This is a genomic window from Burkholderia sp. AU32262, from assembly GCF_020419985.1.
Taxonomy (GTDB): Bacteria; Pseudomonadota; Gammaproteobacteria; order Burkholderiales; family Burkholderiaceae; genus Burkholderia; species Burkholderia semiarida.
The window spans coordinates 1-18,444 of record NZ_JAIZRS010000007.1 but is presented as its reverse complement, the minus strand read 5'-3'; the positions used below and the strand labels follow the sequence as shown (position 1 = coordinate 18,444).

Genomic DNA, 18,444 nt, shown 5'->3' with positions numbered 1-18,444 from the left:
GAATCAAAACTTACGATGGAAAAAAGCCGCCCGCGAACGGGCGGGCCCTCTCCCTAGCCGCGCAGACGCGCACCGGCACGCGCCATCCGCTCGACCAGCGTCTGGATCGCCTGATCGACGACCTCGTCCTGCAGCGTGCCAGCCGCGTCCTGCAGCGTCACGCGGAATGCAAGGCTCTTCTCGTTCGCGGCAAGGCCACCGGAAGTATTTGATTTTGCACGAAATTCGTCGAAGAGTACAACCTTCTGAACGAATCGGCAGGCCTCTTCGGCAAGCGCCTTCTTCATTTCGTCGAAAAGTGCCTGAACCTCGACCGCCTGATCGACGACAACGGCGATATCGCGACGGACCGGCGGGAATTTCGACACGTCGGTCGGCGCGGGCAGCGCACGTGCGATCAGCGCGTCCGCGTCGATCTCGAACATCACCGGCGCGTGCGGCAGCTCGTACTTCTGCATCAGACGCGGATGCAGTTCGCCGATCCAGCCGACCGCGCGGCCGTCGACCTCGATGCGGGCGCTGCGGCCCGGATGAAGGGCCGGATGCTCGGCCTTCACGAAGCGTGCCACCGCCGGCGCGAGCAGCGCTTCGAGATCGCCCTTCACGTCGAAGAAATCGACCGCGCGGGTCGCCACGCCCCACTGCTCGTCGAGTGCCGGACCGTACGCAAGCGCACCGACGCGCTTCGGCTGCGCATGACCCTCGACCGCCAGCTCGCCGGCCTTCACCGACGGATCGGCGACGAACACGCGGCCCGACTCGAACACGCGCACGCGATCGGCGCGACGGTTCAGGTTGTGGCGCAGCACGGCGATCAGGCTGCCGAACAGCGTCGTGCGCATCACCGAAAGCTGGCTCGCGATCGGATTCAGCAGACGAATCGGGTTGTCGTTGCCCGCGAAATCGCGCTCCCACTCCGCATCGACGAAGCTGAAGTTGACGGTTTCCGCGTAGTCGCGCGCGGCCAGCGCGTGACGGATGTCGTGGATCGAACGCCGCGTCTCGTGGGTCGCGCGCATTTCGCTCGTCGCGACCGGCGGCCGCGCGGGGATCTTCTCGAAGCCGTAGATGCGCGCCACTTCCTCGATCAGGTCTTCCTCGATCTCGATGTCGAAGCGGTGCGACGGCGGCGTGACGAGGAACGCGTCGTCTTCACGCTCGAACGGCAGGCCGAGGCGCGTGAAGATGTTCGCGATCTCGTCGGCGCCGATCTTCACGCCGATGATGCGGTTCGCGCGCGACACGCGCATCTTCACCGGCGCGCGCTGCGGCAGGTTCACCGCCTGATCGTCGACCGGGCCGGCCTTGCCGCCGCAGATCTCGAGGATCAGTTGCGTGATGCGCTCGACGTGTTCGACGGTCGTCGCGTAATCGACGCCGCGCTCGAAGCGATGGGCCGCATCGGTCGAGAAGTTGTACTTGCGCGCGCGGCCGCGGATGCTGTCCGGCCACCAGAACGCGGCTTCCAGGTAGATGTTGGTCGTATCGAGCGTGACGGCCGTGCTGTCGCCGCCCATGATACCGGCCAGGCTTTCGACCTGACGGTCGTCCGCAATCACGCCGACCGTTTCGTCGAGTTCGACCGTGTTGCCGTTGAGCAGCTTCAGCGATTCGCCGCGCTTGCCCCAGCGAACCTCGATGCCGCCGTGGATCTTGTCGAGATCGAACACGTGCGACGGGCGGCCGAGCTCGAACATCACGTAGTTCGAGATGTCGACGAGCGCGGACACGCTGCGCTGGCCCGAACGCTCGAGGCGCTCGACCATCCACTGCGGCGTCTTCGCGCGCGCGTTCACGCCGCGGATCACGCGGCCCGAAAAACGGCCGCACAGATCCGGCGCGGCGATGCGCACCGGCAGCGTTTCGTCGAGCTCGACGTTCACCGGGCGGATGTCGACCGGCGTCAGCGGCGCGCCGGTGATCGCGGCCGTCTCGCGAGCGATGCCGAACACCGACAGGCAGTCGGCCTTGTTCGGCGTCAGCTTGATTTCGAAGATCGTGTCGTCGAGATTGAGGGTTTCGCGGATGTCCTGGCCGATCGGCGTGTCTTCCGGCAGGATCAGCAGCCCGCTGTGGTCTTCCGACAGCTTCAGCTCGCGCGCCGAGCACAGCATCCCCTGGCTCTCCACGCCGCGCAGCTTCGACAGCTTGATCGCGAACGGCTTGCCGCCCTCTTCCGCCGGCGGCAGTTCCGCGCCCACCAGCGCGACCGGCACCTTGATGCCGGGCGCCACGTTCGGCGCGCCGCAGACGATGTTCAGCGTCGCGCCGGTGCCGGCGTCGACCTGGCAGACATTGAGCTTGTCCGCATCCGGATGCTTGACGACTTCGAGCACGCGGCCGACGACGATCTTCGACGTCGGCGGCGCCGCCTTGCTCAGCGATTCGACTTCGAGCCCCGCCATCGTCAGCGCGTGCGACAGCTCGTCGGTCGTCAGCTGCGGGTCGACAAAGGTTCTCAACCAGGATTCAGGGAATTGCATGGATGTCTACGTTCGAAACAGGTTAGATCGGCGCCCGGGCCCCGTCGGGAACGTCCGGCGGGGGCATGCACGGGCACATGTCGGCGCGGCGAGCAGCGTTACGCGAACTGGCGCAGGAAACGCAGATCGTTCTCGAAGAACAGCCGCAGATCCTGCACGCCGTAGCGCAGCATCGTCAGGCGCTCGAGGCCGCTGCCGAACGCGAAACCGATGTAGCGCTCGGGGTCGAGGCCCATGTTGCGGATCACGGTCGGATGCACCTGGCCCGACCCGGAAATTTCGAGCCACTTGCCGGCGTTCTTGCCTTGCTCGAACATCATGTCGATCTCGGCCGACGGTTCCGTGAACGGGAAATACGACGGACGGAAGCGCACGAGGATGTCGTCGCGCTCGAAGAATTTTTTCAGGAAGTCGGTATAGACGCCCTTGAGATCGGCGAAGCTGATGTTTTCGTCGATCCACAGCCCCTCGACCTGATTGAACATCGGCGAGTGGGTCGCATCGCTGTCGACGCGATACGTGCGGCCCGGTGCGATCACCTTGATCGGCGGATGGTTCATGCGCGCATAACGCACCTGCATCGGGCTCGTGTGCGTGCGCAGCAGCAGCTGGCGGCCGTCGGCATCCTTGCCTTCGACGTAGAAGGTGTCCTGCATCGAACGCGCCGGATGGTTCTCCGGGCTGTTCAGCGACGTGAAGTTGTACCAGTCGGTCTCGATTTCGGGGCCGTCGGCCACGTCGAAACCGATCGAGCCGAAAATCCGTTCGACCCGCTCCCACGTGCGCATCACCGGGTGCAGGCTGCCTGTGCCGGCGCCGCGGCCCGGCAGCGTCACGTCGATCGCTTCGGCGGTGAGGCGCTGATTCAGCAGCGCGTCGGCCAGTGCCTGGCGACGGGCGGTGAGCGCGGCTTCAACCTGCTGCTTCGCGACGTTGATGCGTGCGCCTTCGGTCTTGCGTGTTTCGGGATCGAGCTTGCCGAGGCCCTTGAGCAACTCGGTCAGCGCACCCGATTTACCGAGAAATCGAGCTTTCTCGTTTTCGAGCGTGGTGATGTCGGCAGCCTGTTCGAAGGACTGCTGCGCGTCGGCGACAATCTGGTCCAGATCCATAGATCCCATCATTTCCAACGTCATTCGGTCTTGGCGAGAAAATCTACCCACCAAACAAAAAAGGGGCTCGGAAGAGCCCCGTTTTCGCTGCAGCGGCCGAGACTACCGGAACCTCGCTGCAACTAACCACGCAGTGCTAATTTCGCAATTAGGCTGCAACGGCGGCTTTCACCTGCTTGACGATCGCAGCAAAAGCAGCCTTGTCGAACACCGCCATGTCGGCCAGCACCTTACGGTCGAGTTCGATCGACGCCTTCTTCAGGCCGTTGATGAACACGCTGTAGGTCATGTCGTGCTGGCGAACTGCCGCGTTGATACGCGTGATCCACAGTGCGCGGAACACACGCTTCTTGTTGCGGCGATCGCGGTACGCGTACTGACCAGCGCGCATCACCGCCTGCTTGGCGATGCGGTAGACGTTATTGCGACGGCCGCGATAACCCTTGGCCAGGTTGATGATCTTCTTGTGGCGGGCCCGTGCGGTTACCCCACGTTTGACTCGAGGCATGTTTCTCTCCTTGGAGTATCAGTTGAGGGGTTACGCGAACGGGAGCATCGCGCGGACGGAGTTCAGATCGGAATCATGAACTGCCGTTGCGCCGCGCAGATGGCGCTTGTTCTTCGTGGTTTTCTTGGTCAGGATGTGGCGCTTGAAGGCTTGACCGCGCTTGACGGTACCGCCCGGACGCACCACGAAGCGCTTTGCAGCGCTCTTCTTGGTCTTCATCTTAGGCATGACGAACAACTCCAGTTTATTAGATGGCGATGGGTGTGCGGTTGGCTTGCGCCCTTGACCCGCCCTTCGAAACCCAGTCCACTTGTGTACGGCGAACCGCTTGCGCAGCCGCCGTCGTTGCTGGCGCGCCGCCCTGACCGGGCAACGCGCCGAACCACTGTCGAACCTGCGCGCGATGCGCGCGGGCCCGTTACTTCTTTTTCTTCGGCGAGAGCACCATGATCATCTGGCGCCCTTCCATCTTCGGCATCTGCTCGACCTGGCCGACTTCGTCGAGATCCGTGCGCAGACGCTCGAGCATCCGCATACCGATTTCCTGGTGAGCCATTTCGCGGCCGCGGAAACGCAACGTGATCTTCGTCTTGTCGCCCTCTTCGAGGAAGCGCACGAGATTGCGGAGCTTGACGTTGTAATCCCCGTCATCGGTACCCGGACGGAACTTGACTTCCTTGACCTGGATGACCTTCTGCTTCAGCTTCGCTTCGTGCTGCTTCTTCGATTCCTGGTACTTGAACTTGCCGTAATCCATCAGACGGCAAACCGGCGGCACCGCTTGCGGCGCGATTTCCACCAGGTCAACATCCAGTTCTTCCGATTTACGGAAAGCGTCAGCGAGTTTTACGATACCGAGCGGTTCATTCTCGATCCCGACCAGGCGCACTTCCGGCGCAGTGATTTCACCGTTGATGCGGTGCGACGACTTATCAGTAGCGATGTTACGTTTCCTCTAAAAATTAAAAAAACGAGCCGCGCTGCCAGGGCGGTTACTTGAACGAGCGCAGGTCTTCCTGCAGACGCTCAACGAAGGCTTCGACCGGCATAACGCCAAGGTCGACGCCGCCACGGGCACGCACGGCTACCGTTTGCGCATCACGCTCCTTATCGCCCACGACGAGGAGATAAGGCACCTTTTCCAGCGTGTGCTCGCGTATTTTATAGCTAATCTTCTCGTTGCGCAAATCGGCCGCCACTCTAACCCCTTGTTTTTGCAACGATTGGGCCAGAGACTGCGCATATTCGGCCTGACTTTCGGCGATATTGAGCACAATTGCCTGGTACGGCGCGAGCCAAACCGGCATTGCACCAGCATGGTGCTCGATCAAAATGCCAAGGAAACGCTCCATCGAACCGACGATCGCACGGTGCAGCATCACCGGCCGGCGGCGGCTGTTGTCTTCCGCCACGTACTCGGCGCCCAGGCGCTCCGGCAGCACCATGTCGAGCTGCAGCGTGCCGCACTGCCACGAACGGCCGAGCGCATCCTTGATGTGGTACTCGATCTTCGGGCCGTAGAACGCACCCTCGCCCGGCAACTCTTCCCACGTGAGGCCACAGGCGGTCAGTGCATCGCGCAGACCCTGCTCGGCGCGATCCCACGTCTCGTCCGTACCCGCACGCTGATCGGGGCGCAGCGACAGCTTGATGTCGATGTGATCGAAACCGAAATCCTTGTACACGCTCATGGCCAGCGTGTTGAACGCGATCGATTCCGAGATGAACTGGTCTTCCGTGCAGAAGATGTGCGCATCGTCCTGCACGAAGCCGCGCACGCGCATCAGGCCGTGCAGCGCACCCGACGCCTCGTTGCGGTGGCACGAGCCGAATTCCGCGTAGCGCAGCGGGAGATCGCGGTACGAACGCAGGCCGTGCTTGAACACCTGGACGTGGCCCGGGCAGTTCATCGGCTTGATCGCGTAGTCGCGCTTCTCCGACTCCGTCGTGAACATGTTCTCGCGATAGTTCTGCCAGTGGCCCGACGCTTCCCACAGCGAGCGGTCCATGATCATCGGCGTCTTGATCTCGAGATAGCCGGCTTCGTTGACGCGGCGGCGCATGTACTGCTCGACCTGCTGCCACAGCGCCCAGCCCTTCGGATGCCAGAACACCATGCCCGGCGACTCTTCCTGCATGTGGAACAGGTCGAGCTGCTTGCCCAGCTTGCGGTGGTCGCGCTTTTCCGCTTCCTCGAGCATGTGCAGGTACTGGTCCTGGTCTTCCTTCTTCGTCCAGGCCGTGCCGTAGATCCGCTGCAGCTGCTCGTTCTTCGAATCGCCGCGCCAGTACGCGCCGGCGACCTTCATCAGCTTGAAGACCTTCAGCTTGCCGGTGGACGGCACGTGCGGGCCGCGACACAGATCGGTGAAGCCGCCGTGCGAGTACAGCTTGATTTCGTCGCTTTGCGGAATCGATTCGATGATCTCGGCCTTGTACTTCTCGCCAATGCTGCGGAAGTAACCGGCCGCCTCGTCGCGCGACACGACACGGCGCGTGACCGGCTCGTCCTTCTTCGCGAGTTCCTGCATGCGCTTTTCGATCTTTTCCAGATCTTCCGGCGTAAACGGGCGGTTGTACGAGAAGTCGTAATAGAAACCGTTGTCGATCACCGGGCCGATCGTCACTTGCGCGTCCGGATACAGTTCCTTCACCGCATACGCGAGCAAGTGGGCGGTCGAATGGCGGATGATGTCGAGGCCGTCGGCATCCTTGTCGGTGACGATCGCGAGCGACGCGTCGCGGTCGATCACCGTCGACGTATCCACGAGCTCGCCATCGAGCTTGCCACCAAGCGCAGCCTTCGCAAGACCGGGACCGATCGAGGCCGCAACCTCGGCGACTGTCACCGGATGCTCGTATTGTCGAACTGAGCCGTCAGGCAAGCGTATCGAAACCATAGCACTCTCCGTGATGCCGACAGTGGGCGGCAGACCAGGTACGCGAGATCGAACTCACGCATGAAAATTTCGCGACAAAAAAAATGCGGCCCCGCTTTCGAGGGGCCGCATTCGATACTTCACTCAAACTGAAAGGGCGAAAACGTTCCTCGACTAGCGTCGCTCCGAAGTGGTTTCGGTCAACGTTCGCGGTGTCATAACCGTATTCGCCTTGTTCGCGTTGAGTTGTGTACTGCTTCGAACACCCGGAGGCCGGGCATTCTCAATTCGTTGGTAGGCTCGATTGGACTCGAACCAACGACCCCCACCATGTCAAGGTGGTGCTCTAACCAGCTGAGCTACGAGCCTAGAGAAGCTAAGATTATATGGGGCGGCGGCCGGCTTGGCAAGTGTTTTATGCGGCCGCAGCAAAATGGCGCCGTTCCAACCCCATCACGATTTCCGCCCCGCCCGCACGACGCCCTGCACCTCGCCGAGCAGCGTGCACGCGCGCTGCACCTGCGCCGAATTCGATACCTCGACCGTGAACTGCATGAACGCCGCATTGCGGCGGCTCTGGGTCTTCACGCCCACGACGTTGATCTTTTCGCGCGCGAACACTTCGGAGATATCGCGCAGCAACCCTTGCCGGTCGCCCGCCTCGATCATCAGATCGACCGGATAGACGGACGCGCCGCGCCCGCCCAGCACGTCGGCCGACCAGGTCGTCTGCAGCACGCGCTCCGGCGCGCGCTCGACCATCCGGCGAAACGTCGGGCAGTCGCTGCGGTGGATCGACATTCCCTTGCCGCGCGTGACGAAACCACTGATCGGATCGGGCGGCGCCGGACGGCAGCAGCGCGCCAGTTGCGTCAGCAGCGCGTCGACGCCCACCACCAGCACGCCGGTCGACGCGCCGTGCGCGACGCTCGCACCGCTGCTGCGCTTCTCGAAATCGGCCGGCGCCTCAGGCGCCGGTTCCGGCGGCGGTGCATCGGACAGCGCGTGCTCGACGTTGCGCAGGCTGAACTCTTCCTTGCCGACGACCGAGAACAGTTCCTCGGGCGACTTGAAGCCGAGCTTCGCGGCGAGGTTGTCCAGGTTGACCGACGTCTTGCCCTCGCGCTGCAGCGTCTTTTCGACGAGCGCGCGGCCGTGCGCGACGTTTTCTTCCTGCTCGATCGAGTTGAACCACGCACGCACCTTCTGTCGCGCGCGCGAGCTCTTCAGGTAACCGAGCTGCAGGTTCAGCCAGTCGCGCGACGGCCCGCCTTCCTTCACCGCGACGATCTCGACCGTCTGGCCGTTGGCGAGCGGCGTGTTCAGCGGCACCATCGCCCCGTCGACGCGGGCGCCACGGCAGCGATGGCCGAGCTCGCTGTGCAGGTGGTACGCGAAATCGACCGGCGTCGCGCCCTGCGGCAGCGCGATCACGCGCGCCTGCGGCGTCAGCACGTAGATGTGGTCGTCGTCGAGCGACGTCTCGCGCAATTGCGCCCACGCCTGATCGCCCGACACTTCGGCGCCGTCCTCGACGTCGTCCTTCCATGCGAGCAACTGGCGCAGCCACGCGATCTTCTCGTCGTACTTGTCGCTCGCCGAGAACTGGCCGCCATAGCCGCGCGCGCCGGCCTCCTTGTAGCGCCAGTGCGCGGCGACGCCATACTCCGCGAAACGATGCATCTCCTGCGTGCGGATCTGCACTTCGAACGCGCGGCCGTCGTCGCCGATCACGACCGTATGCAGCGACTTGTAGCCGTTCGGCTTCGGCCGCGAGATGTAGTCGTCGAATTCCTTCGGCACCGGCTGCCACAGGTGATGCACGATGCCGAGCACCGCGTAGCAATCCTTGATGTCGGGCACGATCACGCGAAACGCGCGCACGTCGTACAGCTCGGAGAAATCGAGCTCCTTGCCGCGCATCTTGCGCCAGATGCTATAGATATGCTTCGGCCGGCCGCTCACGTCGGCCTGGATGTGCGCCTGCGCGAGCTCGTGCTGCAGCCGCGCGATCGCCTGCGTGACGTACGCCTCGCGCTCGATGCGCTTTTCGTCGAGCAGCTTCGCGATCCGCTTGTAGGTGACGGGATCCTCGAAGCGGAACGCGAGATCCTCGAGTTCCCACTTCAGTTGCCAGATACCGAGACGGTTCGCGAGCGGCGCATAGATCTCGAGCGTCTCGCGCGCGACGTCGGGCGGCGGATCGAGCTTCGCGGCCGCGTAGTAGCGCAGCGACTGCAACCGCGACGCGAGCCGGATCAGCACCACGCGGATGTCCTGCGCGAAGGCGAGCAGCATCTTGCGCAGCGCCTCGATCTGCGTGCGCCGCTCCTCCGCCGCGTCCCGCCCGGCGTCGGGCTTCGCGTTCTGCGCGGCGCGCAGGCTGACGGTACCGAGCCGCAACAGCTTGCGCACGTCGGCCACGAGCCGCGCGACCTCGTCGCCGAAACGCTCGGTCAGCTCGCGCTCGGGGTCGCTCAGGTGCGGCGTCAGCACGAACAGCGCGGCGGCCTGCATCGCGTGCGGATCGACGTTCAGCGTGCGCATGATCGCCGCCGTGCCCGCCGAGTGATCGGCGAGCAGCTCGCCCGACGACAGGCGCGCGTCGCCGGCCCGCTCGCGCACGAACGCGAGCACGTCGTCGAACGACGGCGCCGCGACGGGAGAAGCGGAAACGGATTCGGTCATGGCACGGCCTGCCGGAATACGGTCATCGTCGGATAACGCTCAGCTCCGCTGCGCGGCGACGACCACGATCTCGACGAGCAGCGCCGGATCGGCGAGCTTCGCCTCGACGGTCGCGCGCGGCGGCGTGTTGCCCGGTGCGACCCATGCGTCCCACTCCGCATTCATGCCTTCGAAGTTCGCGAGATCCGAGATGTAGATCTGCACCGACAGCAGATGCGCCTTGTCGCTGTTCGCTTCGGCGAGCAGGCGATCGATGTGGCCGAGCACTTCGCGCGTCTGGCCGCGGATGTCCTGCGTGGTGTCTTCGGCGATCTGGCCGGCCAGATACACGGTACCGTTGTGGATCGCGGTTTCGGAGAGACGGGCCCCGACGTGGTGACGAATGACTGCCATGAAATGTTCCGGTCGTGATGGGTAAGGAATCGGGCGGCGGCACGGCCCACGTGCCGCCGAACCGCATATTATGACGCGTTTATGCGTCGCCTTCGACGAAAAACCGCCGCGCGAGCGCAATCTGGTCGGCGCTGACGAACGCCGGCGCGTGGCCCGCGCCCGGAATCTCGACCTGCGTCACATGCCGGCCGCGACGCACCATTTCATCCGCCGTCTCGCGCGACAGCAGGTCGGACGTCTCGCCGCGCACGACGAGCAGCGTCGCGTCCGTCGTCTCGATCGCGCGCCACAGCGCGGCCTCGCCGAGCGCGGCCAGCTCGGGCGTCGTCGCCTTGAACGGCTCGGCGATGCGCGGGTCGTAGCGCATCGTCCAGCCGCCTTCGGGCAATTCGTGCAGCAGCGGCCCGTTGATCTCGCGCCACTCGTCGGCGCTCAGCGCACCGAACGGCAGCGACAGCGACGTCAGATAGTCGATTCCCTCCTGCTCGGTCGCAAAGCGCGGCTGCACGCCGAGGTACTCGCCGATGCGCGTCAGCGAATCGGGCTCGATGCGCGGGCCGACGTCGTTGACGATCATCCGGCGCAACGGCGAACCCGGCAGCCCGGCGAGCGCCATGCCGATCAGCCCGCCCATCGACGTGCCGAACCAGTCGACCGATTCGACGTCCAGCCGTGCAATCAGCGTCACCATGTCGGCCACGTACTGCGGAATCGCATAGAGCCGCGGATCGGCCAGCCGATCGGACCGGCCACGCCCGGCGACGTCGGGGCAGACGACGCGATACGTATCCGACAGCGCAGCGGCAAGCCGGTCGAAATCGCGCCCGGACCGCGTCAGGCCGTGCACGCAGACGAGCACGCGCGGATTCGCGGGATCGCCCCACTCGGTATAGGCGACATGGTGAAGGCCGGCCGCGCTCGCGCACTGCACGCGCCGCTGGCGGGGAACCGCAGGATTCGCTGGGGTCGTTGGCATCGTTGGCATCCTGTCGAACGGGGGCGACGCGCAGGGCAACGCTTGCGGCGCCCGATGCAAACGATTGTAAACCGCTTCGGAATCACGAGGCGCCACGCGCCCGGCGCACCGCCCGGGACGGGTTCAAGCGTCGCGGCGCCACGCGTGGCGCAACTGCTCGCGCAGGAAATCGACGAACGTCCGCACGCGCAACGGCACATGGCGGCCGCCGGGATAGACGGCATGCAACGGCGCCGCGGGCGCCTCGAAGGCCGGCAGCACGCGCACGAGCCGGCCGGCATCGAGATCGGCGCCGACGTCCCAGATCGACTTCAACGCAATGCCCGCGCCTTCGAGCGCCAGCGTGCGCGCCGCGCCGCCGTCGTTCGTCAGCAGCGCGGCCGTCACCTCGACCGCCACGCCGCCTTGCGCGCCGTCGAACCGCCATTCGGCACGCGGCTGGTCGCCCATCACGATGCATCGGTGCGCGCGGAGCTCGGCCGGATGAGCCGGCCGCCCGTGCGCCGCGAGATAGCCCGGTGACGCGCACAGCACGCGATGATTCGGCGCCAGCTCGCGCGCGATCATCGTCGAATCGGCAAGATTGCCGATTCGCACGGCGACGTCGATGTCGGCTGCGAGCAGATCGACGACTGCATCGGTCAGCACCAGCTGCACGGTCAATTGCGGATGTCGCTGCTGAAAGGCCGCCACGAGCGGCGCGATGCGCAGGCGGCCGAGCTCGCCGGGCGCCGTCACGCGCAGCACGCCGCTGACCGTGCCGCGACGATCGCGCATCAGCGTTTCGGCATGCTCGACCTCGGCCAGGATGCGCAGCACCTGCGCGTGAAACTGCGCGCCGTCGTCGGTGAGCGTTTGCTGCCGCGTCGTCCGGTGCAGCAGGCGCACGCCGAGCCGCGACTCGAGATGCGCGAGCCGCTTGCTGACGACGGACAACGACAGGTCGAGCTCGCGCGCCGCCGCCGACAGGCTGCCGGCCGACACGATCCGCGCGAAGGTATCGAGCGCCGGGAAATCGTCGATGAGCGTCATGGTGCCAGCCTCGCTTCAATCTTTCCTTTTTTCGAAGAATCCATTCGCCTTTTGCCCGTATTTGCATGTAGAACGGAAACCTACCATACCTGTTCCGCGTCGTCGCATGACGCTCTTCACAGGACCCTCGAAATCATGTCGATCCGCCTTCGTTCGGCCGCCCGCCCCGTCGCGCACGCATTCGCGGCAGCCGCTTGCGTCGTGGCACTCTGGCCCGCCGCGTCCCAGGCCGCCGATCTCGTCTCGCCGCACAGCCTGACCGTCGCGGCAGGCTTGCCGGCCGCGCAGGCTCGCGCGCAAATCCTGGCCGCGCGCCGCTACGGCAGCTTCTGGAATACCGGCGACCCCGCCCTCGCCCGCGCGGCGCTCGCAGACGACTTCACCGACCAAACCCTGCCGCCCGGCCGCGAACAAGGCATAGCGGGGCCGATCGCGGCCTCCGGCACGATGCGCGGCGCGATCCCGGACCTGCGCTGCGACATCGAACAGATGATCGTGGCTGGCGACCGGGTCGTCGTGCACCTGCATTTCCGCGGGCATTTCACCGGCGCATTCAACGGAACGGCCGGGCGCGGACAGGCAATCGACTTCATCGCGACCGATATCTACCGGATCGATCACGGCCGGATCGCGGAAAACTGGCACATCGAGGACAACCTGACGCTGATGCGTCAGCTCGGGCTCGTCGGCTGACGGAGGGGACGATGACTCACGATAACGACACGCCCGCGACACCCCTGCCGCGCCGCACGTTCCTGGCCCAGGCCGGCGCCGGGCTCGCCGCCGGCGTCGTGCTGGCCGCAGGCACGCCCCTGCCTGCCACCGCCGCGCCGACGCCGACGCCGGCGCCCGCGGCGCCGGGCGCTACGCCGTTCTGGCCCGACGGCGCGCGGCTCGTGATCTCGATCTCGATGCAGTTCGAGGCGGGCGGACAACCGTCGACCGGCGCGGACAGCCCGTTTCCGGCCGTCGCGTTTCCGCCGTCGGTGCCGATCGATCTCGCGTCGGCCACCTGGTTCGCGTATGGCTACCGGGAAGGCATTCCGCGCCTGCTCGACCTGTGGGATCGACACGGCGTGAAAGTGACGTCGCACATGATCGGGGAAGCCGCGCGCCGGCACCCCGAACTGGCGCGCGAGATCGTGTCGCGCGGCCACGAAGCCGCCGCACACGGCCCGACGTGGCGCGCGCAATTCGCGATGAACCGCGACGACGAGCGCCGCTTCCTGACCGAAGCGCGCGACATGGTCGAAGCGGTGACCGGCCAGCGCCCGACCGGCTACAACTGCAACTGGCTGCGGCGCGGGCCGCATACGTTGTCGCTGCTGCAGGAACTCGGCTACGTGTATCACATCGACGACGTCAGTCGCGACGAACCGTTCATCGAGACCGTCGATGGTCGCGATTTCGCGGTGGTTCCGTACACGCTGCGCAACAACGACATCCTGCTGATCGAAGGCCGCAACTACTCGCCGACGATGTTCGTCGAGCAGATCAAGCTCGATTTCGACCAGTTGTACGCGGAAGCCGGCCACAGGCGGCGGCTGATGTCGATCAGTGCGCACGACCGGATCAGCGGCACGCCGCAGATGGTCCGTGCGTGGGACGATTTCCTGCACTACGCGCGATCACACCCGGGTGTCGCTTTCATGCGCAAGGACGACATTGCGCGCTTCGCGCTGCATAGCCCGTCGACGCTGCGCGAAACCGAAACGATCTGACCGGATGCCGTTCAACTCATCACCCAGGAAAGACCTTCATGAATGATCCGCTCCACGGAAAGAAAGTACTCGTCGTCGGAGGAAGCTCCGGCATCGGCGCCGCCACCGCGACGGCATTCGCGCAACGCGGCGCGCGCGTGACGATCGCGTCGCGCGATCCGGGCAGGTTCGATATCGACGCCATACCGGGCGAGCACGTGCGAACCGAAACGCTCGACATCATCGATACGGCGAACGTCGATGCATTCTGCGCCCGCGCCGGCCAGTTCGACCACGTCGTGATTTCTGCCGCGAAGACGGCCACGGGCCCGGTCCGCGCGCTGCCGCTTGACGACGCGCAGGCGGCGATGGACAGCAAGTTCTGGGGCGCCTACCGCATCGCCCGCGCGATCGATATCGCGCCCGGCGGTTCGCTGACGTTCGTGTCGGGCTACCTCAGCGTGCGGCCGAGCGCGTCGTCGGTCCTGCAAGGCGCGATCAACGCGGCGCTCGAGGCGCTCGCCCGCGGGCTGGCGTTGGAGCTCGCGCCGGTGCGTGTGAATACCGTGTCGCCGGGCCTGATCGCGACGCCGCTGTGGGACAAGCTCGCTCCCGACGCACGCGACGCGATGTATGCGGGCGCCGCGCAGCGGCTGCCGGCACGCAGGGTCGGTCAGCCGGAGGATGTCGCGAATGCGATCGTGTACCTGGCGACAACGCCTTATGCGACTGGCTCGACGGTGCTGATCGACGGCGGCGGCGCGATTGCGTGACACATGCGGTCATGACAAAACGCCCCGCGTTCCGTCGGGAACGCGGGGCGTCGAGGATGACGCAACGAGGTAATGTCAGGCCACGGCACTGACGTCGAGCGGTGCGCCCGTCTTCGCCTGGATCTCGTCGACGCTCACGCCGTCGGCGAGCTCGAGCACCTTCAGCCCGGCCGGCGTCACCTCGATCACGCCGAGATCGGTGATGATCAGGTCGACCACGCCGACGCCCGTGAGCGGCAGGTTGCATTCGTCGAGGATCTTGTGCTGATCGCCCTTCGCGACATGCTCCATCAGCACGACGACGCGCTTCACGCCCGCGACGAGGTCCATCGCGCCGCCCATCCCCTTGATCATCTTGCCGGGGATCATCCAGTTCGCGAGGTCGCCCTGCTTGCTGACCTGCATCGCGCCGAGGATCGCGAGGTTGATGTGGCCGCCGCGGATCATCGCGAACGAATCGGCCGACGAGAAGATCGACGAACCCGGCAGCGTCGTGACGGTCTGCTTGCCGGCGTTGATGAGATCGGCGTCGACTTCGTCCTCGGTCGGCGACGGGCCGATGCCGAGCAGGCCATTCTCCGACTGCAGCCACACCTCGACGCCTTCCGGCACGTGGTTCGCGACGAGCGTCGGCAGGCCGATGCCGAGGTTCACGTAGAAGCCATCCTGCAGTTCCTTCGCCGCGCGCGCGGCCATCTGGTCACGATTCCAGGCCATGTCAGTCTCCTTTCGCGCGTACGACGCGTTGTTCGATGCGTTTTTCAGGCGTCGCGTTCAGCACGATGCGCTGCACGAAGATGCCAGGCGTATGGATGTGGTCCGGATCGAGCGCGCCGTTCTCGACGATCTCCTCGACCTCGGCCACGGTGATCTTGCCGGCCATCGCGCACATCGGGTTGAAGTTGCGCGCGGTGCGGCGGTAGATCAGGTTGCCGGACTTGTCGGCCTTCCACGCCTTGACGAGCGCGACGTCGGCCGTCAGCGACGGCTCGAGCACGTAGTGGCGATCGCCGAACTGGCGCGTTTCCTTGCCTTCCGCGATCACGGTGCCGTAGCCGGTATTCGTGAAGAACGCGGGAATGCCCGCGCCGCCCGCGCGCAGCTTTTCGGCGAGCGTGCCCTGCGGCGTGAATTCGAGCTCGAGCTCGCCGGCCAGATACTGGCGCTCGAACTCCTTGTTCTCGCCGACGTACGACGAGATCATCTTCTTGATCTGGCGCGTTTCCAGCAGCAGGCCGAGGCCGAAACCGTCGACGCCCGCGTTGTTGCTGATGCAGGTGATGCCCTTGACGGCCGAATCGCGCAACGCCGCGATCAGCGCCTCGGGAATGCCGCACAGGCCGAAGCCGCCCACCGCGAAGGTCTGTCCGTCGCGGACGATCCCCTCCAGCGCGGCAGCCGCGCTTGGATAGACTTTGTTCATCTGTTGTCCCTTCCTCTATGGAAACCAGCAAAACCGGTTCACGCGCCACGTGGCGCAAGCCCGCCGCACCATTCTATGCATGCGCGGCGATGCCTGCGTCGAAGCGCGCTGTTTTTATGTCGCGACACACCGCCGCGAGATGCCTGAAAGGGTACGATGTGACGCCGATGCGGCACAATACGCAAAAATACATAAGCATTTGCCTCCGCTTGCCTGCGCCATGCCCGAGCTCGATTACCAGACCGCCTTCCACCTCGCGCCGCTCGGCCTCGTGCTGTCGCGCGACCGGGTGATCGAGGATTGCAACGACGCGCTCGCGTCGATCTTCCGCTGCGCACGGGCCGACCTGATCGGGAAATCGTACGCGGTGCTCTACCCGTCGACGGACGAATTCCAGCGCATCGGCGAACGCATCGCCCGCGTGATGGTCGCGAACGGCGTCTACTCGGATGACAGAATCATGAAACGCGCGGACGGCGAGCTGTTCTGGTGCCACGTGACGGGCCGCGCGCTCGACCGCACCGCGCCGCTCTCGGCGGGCGTCTGGACCTTCGAGGATTTGAGCGCGACGCGCCGCGTCGCGGTCGAGCTGACCCCGCGCGAGCGCGAGATCGCCGCCCAGCTCGCGACCGGCAAGACCAGCAAGCAGATCGGGCGCGTGCTCGACATCAGCTCACGCACGGTCGACATCTATCGCGCGCGGCTGATGCGCAAATACTGGACGAACAACACGCCGGAACTGCTGCAGCGCCTGCTCGGGCAGTAAACGCGCATTGCATAGCATCGCGACGCGCGAATGACGATCGGCCGCGCGCGGCGGCCGATCCGGGGAAATATCGGGCACGGCGTGCCACCGGCGGCCTTGCGCCGGCCTGCCGGTATCCGCGCTCAGCCGACTTTCGTCGCGAGCGCGCGCTCGATCGTGTCGCGCAGCAGTGGCGGCAGCGGCACCGACTTGCCGAGCGCGTAGTCGACCCACACGCAGCGCGCGTTGCCGCGTGCATAGACATGCTGCGGATCGTCCGCGCGCGTGAGCTCGAAGCCGGTGTCGAAACTGCTTCGGCCGGGCTTTGCAGCCGACATCTTCGCGATCACGTCACCCGGATAGTGCAGTTGCTTCAGGAACTCCATCGACGCGGTGACGATGACGGGCCCCTGCCCCTCGCCGTTGCCGCCCGCAATGCCGAGCTGCTCGAACCACGAGATCCGCGCCTGCTCCATGTAGCGGAAATAGACCGTGTTGTTCACATGGCCGAACGCGTCCATGTCGCCCCAGCGGATCGGCATCGACATCTCAAAAACGGGGGAGTAATCGCTTGTGGCGCTCATTGCAGTCTTCTTTGTTGCGAAATGTCATCCGCTCACGCGAGGCCGAAGCCGTCGTCCGCGGAGATGATCGAGCCATTGATGAACTGCGACTCGTCGGCCGCGAGCAGCAACAACAGCCCGTCGAGATCCTGCGGCTTGCCGACGCGCCGGCGCGGCAGCATCGACTGCAGCTTCTGGCCCTGCTCGGTTTCCCACAGGTAATGATTGATTTCGGTATCGATATAGCCGGGACAGATCGCGTTCACGTTGATGCCGTGGCGGCCCCACTCCAGCGCCATCGCGCGCGTCATCTGCACGACCGCCGCCTTGCTCATCGCGTACAGCCCGATCTGCGGAAACACGCGCAGCCCGGCCACCGACGCGATGTTGATGATCCGGCACGGCGGCTTGCCGTTGCCGCCGCCGTTCGCGCGCATGATCATCCGCTTCGCGACTTCCTGCGCGACGAAAAACGCGCCGCGCGTGTTCGTATCGAACACGAATTCGAAATCCGCCGGGGTGACGTCGACGAGCTTCTGCATCGTCGACACGCCCGAATTGTTCACGAGGATGTCGATCGTGCCGGCTTCCGTCTCCGCATGCGCGACGGCCGCCTTGATGCTCTGGACGTCGGTCACGTCGAGCGACACGACGTGCGCGGCGCCGCCCGCGGCCTCGATCTCCGCACGCAGTTCCTTCAGGCGCTCGACGCGGCGGCTCGCGAGCACGACCTTCGCGCCGGCCTGCGACAGCACCTGCGCAAAACGCTGCCCGAGGCCGCTCGACGCGCCCGTGACCAGCGCAACCTTGCCTTCCAGATTGATCGATCGACCCATTTGCACATCCCCTTTCGATGTCGTTGCGCCAGCCCGGGCTGGCACAGCCCGAGCGGCATTACCCTAGCACAAAAATAGAACGATCGTGCTAATCTACCTGCATGTTGTTGCGGCAAGCGTTTCGTTTCGCAGACAATACGCTCCCGAATAAAAGCATTCTAACGGTTAGAGGAACGCCAATGACCCCCGCAAGCCTCATCGAGCAATACGGCCCGCGCGAATCGATGGAATACGACGTCGTGATCGTCGGCGGCGGCCCCGCCGGGCTGTCGGCGGCGATCCGGCTCAAGCAGCTGGCCGCCGAGAAAGGCGCCGAGATCGGCGTGTGCGTGC

General features: G+C 65.3%; 19 protein-coding genes and 1 tRNA gene. 5 read left to right on the top strand and 15 right to left on the bottom strand.

The genetic code is table 11. The features are described 5' to 3' along the window. Window positions 1-53: 53 nt before the first annotated feature. The 11 genes from pheT to LGN10_RS10190 all read right to left on the bottom strand — a co-directional run bounded on the left by pheT (window position 54) and on the right by LGN10_RS10190 (window position 12,071). Window positions 54-2,483, bottom strand: coding sequence for a phenylalanine--tRNA ligase subunit beta (pheT, locus tag LGN10_RS10240; RefSeq protein ID WP_226223182.1), 2,430 nt, complete (start codon window positions 2,481-2,483; stop codon window positions 54-56). Between the two features lie 98 nt (window positions 2,484-2,581). Further along, entirely contained in the window at window positions 2,582-3,595 is a 1,014-nt protein-coding gene (gene pheS / locus LGN10_RS10235) for a phenylalanine--tRNA ligase subunit alpha (protein ID WP_226223180.1), read from the bottom strand. 148 nt (window positions 3,596-3,743) lie between these two features. Further along, window positions 3,744-4,103: a 50S ribosomal protein L20 gene (gene rplT / locus LGN10_RS10230; RefSeq protein ID WP_004192938.1), complete on the bottom strand. Its 360-nt coding sequence runs from the start codon at window positions 4,101-4,103 to the stop codon at window positions 3,744-3,746. Window positions 4,104-4,133: 30 nt separating this feature from the next. Then, complete coding sequence (gene rpmI, locus LGN10_RS10225; protein WP_004191477.1) at window positions 4,134-4,331, bottom strand: 50S ribosomal protein L35; 198 nt, start codon at window positions 4,329-4,331, stop codon at window positions 4,134-4,136. 190 nt (window positions 4,332-4,521) lie between these two features. Further along, window positions 4,522-5,046: a translation initiation factor IF-3 gene (gene infC, locus LGN10_RS10220; protein ID WP_081066449.1), complete on the bottom strand. Its 525-nt coding sequence runs from the start codon at window positions 5,044-5,046 to the stop codon at window positions 4,522-4,524. Between the two features lie 49 nt (window positions 5,047-5,095). Next, window positions 5,096-7,003 carry a threonine--tRNA ligase gene (thrS, locus tag LGN10_RS10215; protein ID WP_006486105.1) on the bottom strand — a complete coding sequence of 636 codons (1,908 nt, stop codon included), beginning with the start codon at window positions 7,001-7,003 and terminating at the stop codon, window positions 5,096-5,098. A gap of 271 nt (window positions 7,004-7,274) precedes the next feature. Next, window positions 7,275-7,351: transfer RNA gene (locus LGN10_RS10210), tRNA-Val, on the bottom strand. Window positions 7,352-7,435: 84 nt separating this feature from the next. After that, a complete protein-coding gene (locus tag LGN10_RS10205; protein WP_226223178.1) occupies window positions 7,436-9,670 on the bottom strand; it encodes a RelA/SpoT family protein in 2,235 nt (744 codons plus the stop codon). A 39-nt stretch (window positions 9,671-9,709) separates the two neighbouring features. Beyond that, window positions 9,710-10,063 (bottom strand): RidA family protein, encoded by a 354-nt coding sequence (locus LGN10_RS10200; protein ID WP_006486103.1) that lies wholly within the window; start codon window positions 10,061-10,063, stop codon window positions 9,710-9,712. Between the two features lie 79 nt (window positions 10,064-10,142). Then, a complete protein-coding gene (locus tag LGN10_RS10195; RefSeq protein ID WP_059575808.1) occupies window positions 10,143-11,039 on the bottom strand; it encodes an alpha/beta fold hydrolase in 897 nt (298 codons plus the stop codon). Window positions 11,040-11,162: 123 nt separating this feature from the next. Next, entirely contained in the window at window positions 11,163-12,071 is a 909-nt protein-coding gene (locus tag LGN10_RS10190; protein WP_059575810.1) for a LysR family transcriptional regulator, read from the bottom strand. A gap of 135 nt (window positions 12,072-12,206) precedes the next feature. Here LGN10_RS10190 and LGN10_RS10185 point away from each other — a divergent pair, with 135 nt between their 5' ends. The 3 genes from LGN10_RS10185 to LGN10_RS10175 are packed head-to-tail and all read left to right on the top strand — an operon-like array spanning window position 12,207 to window position 14,544. After that, window positions 12,207-12,764, top strand: a complete 558-nt coding sequence (locus LGN10_RS10185) for an ester cyclase (protein WP_099316342.1) — start codon at window positions 12,207-12,209, stop codon at window positions 12,762-12,764. An 11-nt stretch (window positions 12,765-12,775) separates the two neighbouring features. Further along, a complete protein-coding gene (locus tag LGN10_RS10180; protein ID WP_226223176.1) occupies window positions 12,776-13,792 on the top strand; it encodes a polysaccharide deacetylase family protein in 1,017 nt (338 codons plus the stop codon). A 38-nt stretch (window positions 13,793-13,830) separates the two neighbouring features. Beyond that, window positions 13,831-14,544 carry an SDR family oxidoreductase gene (locus LGN10_RS10175; RefSeq protein WP_226223174.1) on the top strand — a complete coding sequence of 238 codons (714 nt, stop codon included), beginning with the start codon at window positions 13,831-13,833 and terminating at the stop codon, window positions 14,542-14,544. A gap of 75 nt (window positions 14,545-14,619) precedes the next feature. Here the strand turns inward: LGN10_RS10175 and LGN10_RS10170 are convergent, their stop codons facing one another. After that, on the bottom strand, window positions 14,620-15,261 hold the full coding sequence (locus tag LGN10_RS10170) for a CoA transferase subunit B (protein ID WP_059575820.1): 642 nt from the start codon (window positions 15,259-15,261) through the stop codon (window positions 14,620-14,622). Window position 15,262: 1 nt separating this feature from the next. Further along, on the bottom strand, window positions 15,263-15,967 hold the full coding sequence (locus tag LGN10_RS10165) for a CoA transferase subunit A (protein ID WP_059638825.1): 705 nt from the start codon (window positions 15,965-15,967) through the stop codon (window positions 15,263-15,265). 220 nt (window positions 15,968-16,187) lie between these two features. On the opposite strand from LGN10_RS10165, the gene LGN10_RS10160 reads away from it, so the two are divergent. After that, complete coding sequence (locus LGN10_RS10160) at window positions 16,188-16,733, top strand: LuxR C-terminal-related transcriptional regulator (RefSeq protein ID WP_226223172.1); 546 nt, start codon at window positions 16,188-16,190, stop codon at window positions 16,731-16,733. Between the two features lie 122 nt (window positions 16,734-16,855). On the opposite strand, the gene LGN10_RS10155 is transcribed toward LGN10_RS10160, so the two are convergent. Together LGN10_RS10155 and LGN10_RS10150 are read right to left on the bottom strand one after the other, a co-directional pair. After that, the gene (locus tag LGN10_RS10155) at window positions 16,856-17,296 is read right to left on the bottom strand and encodes an acyl-CoA thioesterase (protein ID WP_059575825.1); all 441 of its coding nucleotides are present in this window, start codon (window positions 17,294-17,296) and stop codon (window positions 16,856-16,858) included. A gap of 32 nt (window positions 17,297-17,328) precedes the next feature. Then, entirely contained in the window at window positions 17,329-18,111 is a 783-nt protein-coding gene (locus LGN10_RS10150; RefSeq protein WP_011545236.1) for an SDR family oxidoreductase, read from the bottom strand. Between the two features lie 107 nt (window positions 18,112-18,218). On the opposite strand from LGN10_RS10150, the gene LGN10_RS10145 reads away from it, so the two are divergent. Next, a partial coding sequence (locus LGN10_RS10145; RefSeq protein WP_226223384.1) for an FAD-binding protein occupies window positions 18,219-18,444 on the top strand: 226 nt, incomplete at its 3' end.

Excerpts from the sequence above, each read along its gene's own strand:
- LGN10_RS10150 (WP_011545236.1), bottom strand. The coding sequence starts at position 18,111 with ATGGGTCGATCGATCAATCTGGAAGGCAAGGTTGCGCTGGTCACGGGC.
- rpmI (WP_004191477.1), bottom strand. The coding sequence starts at position 4,331 with ATGCCTAAGATGAAGACCAAGAAGAGCGCTGCAAAGCGCTTCGTGGTG.
- LGN10_RS10200 (WP_006486103.1), bottom strand. The coding sequence starts at position 10,063 with ATGGCAGTCATTCGTCACCACGTCGGGGCCCGTCTCTCCGAAACCGCG.
- LGN10_RS10170 (WP_059575820.1), bottom strand. The coding sequence starts at position 15,261 with ATGGCCTGGAATCGTGACCAGATGGCCGCGCGCGCGGCGAAGGAACTG.
- rplT (WP_004192938.1), bottom strand. The coding sequence starts at position 4,103 with ATGCCTCGAGTCAAACGTGGGGTAACCGCACGGGCCCGCCACAAGAAG.
- LGN10_RS10190 (WP_059575810.1), bottom strand. The coding sequence starts at position 12,071 with ATGACGCTCATCGACGATTTCCCGGCGCTCGATACCTTCGCGCGGATC.
- thrS (WP_006486105.1), bottom strand. The coding sequence starts at position 7,003 with ATGGTTTCGATACGCTTGCCTGACGGCTCAGTTCGACAATACGAGCAT.
- pheS (WP_226223180.1), bottom strand. The coding sequence starts at position 3,595 with ATGGATCTGGACCAGATTGTCGCCGACGCGCAGCAGTCCTTCGAACAG.
- pheT (WP_226223182.1), bottom strand. The coding sequence starts at position 2,483 with ATGCAATTCCCTGAATCCTGGTTGAGAACCTTTGTCGACCCGCAGCTG.
- LGN10_RS10205 (WP_226223178.1), bottom strand. The coding sequence starts at position 9,670 with ATGACCGAATCCGTTTCCGCTTCTCCCGTCGCGGCGCCGTCGTTCGAC.
- LGN10_RS10175 (WP_226223174.1), top strand. The coding sequence starts at position 13,831 with ATGAATGATCCGCTCCACGGAAAGAAAGTACTCGTCGTCGGAGGAAGC.
- LGN10_RS10165 (WP_059638825.1), bottom strand. The coding sequence starts at position 15,967 with ATGAACAAAGTCTATCCAAGCGCGGCTGCCGCGCTGGAGGGGATCGTC.
- LGN10_RS10195 (WP_059575808.1), bottom strand. The coding sequence starts at position 11,039 with ATGCCAACGACCCCAGCGAATCCTGCGGTTCCCCGCCAGCGGCGCGTG.
- LGN10_RS10185 (WP_099316342.1), top strand. The coding sequence starts at position 12,207 with ATGTCGATCCGCCTTCGTTCGGCCGCCCGCCCCGTCGCGCACGCATTC.
- LGN10_RS10160 (WP_226223172.1), top strand. The coding sequence starts at position 16,188 with ATGCCCGAGCTCGATTACCAGACCGCCTTCCACCTCGCGCCGCTCGGC.
- LGN10_RS10180 (WP_226223176.1), top strand. The coding sequence starts at position 12,776 with ATGACTCACGATAACGACACGCCCGCGACACCCCTGCCGCGCCGCACG.
- LGN10_RS10155 (WP_059575825.1), bottom strand. The coding sequence starts at position 17,296 with ATGAGCGCCACAAGCGATTACTCCCCCGTTTTTGAGATGTCGATGCCG.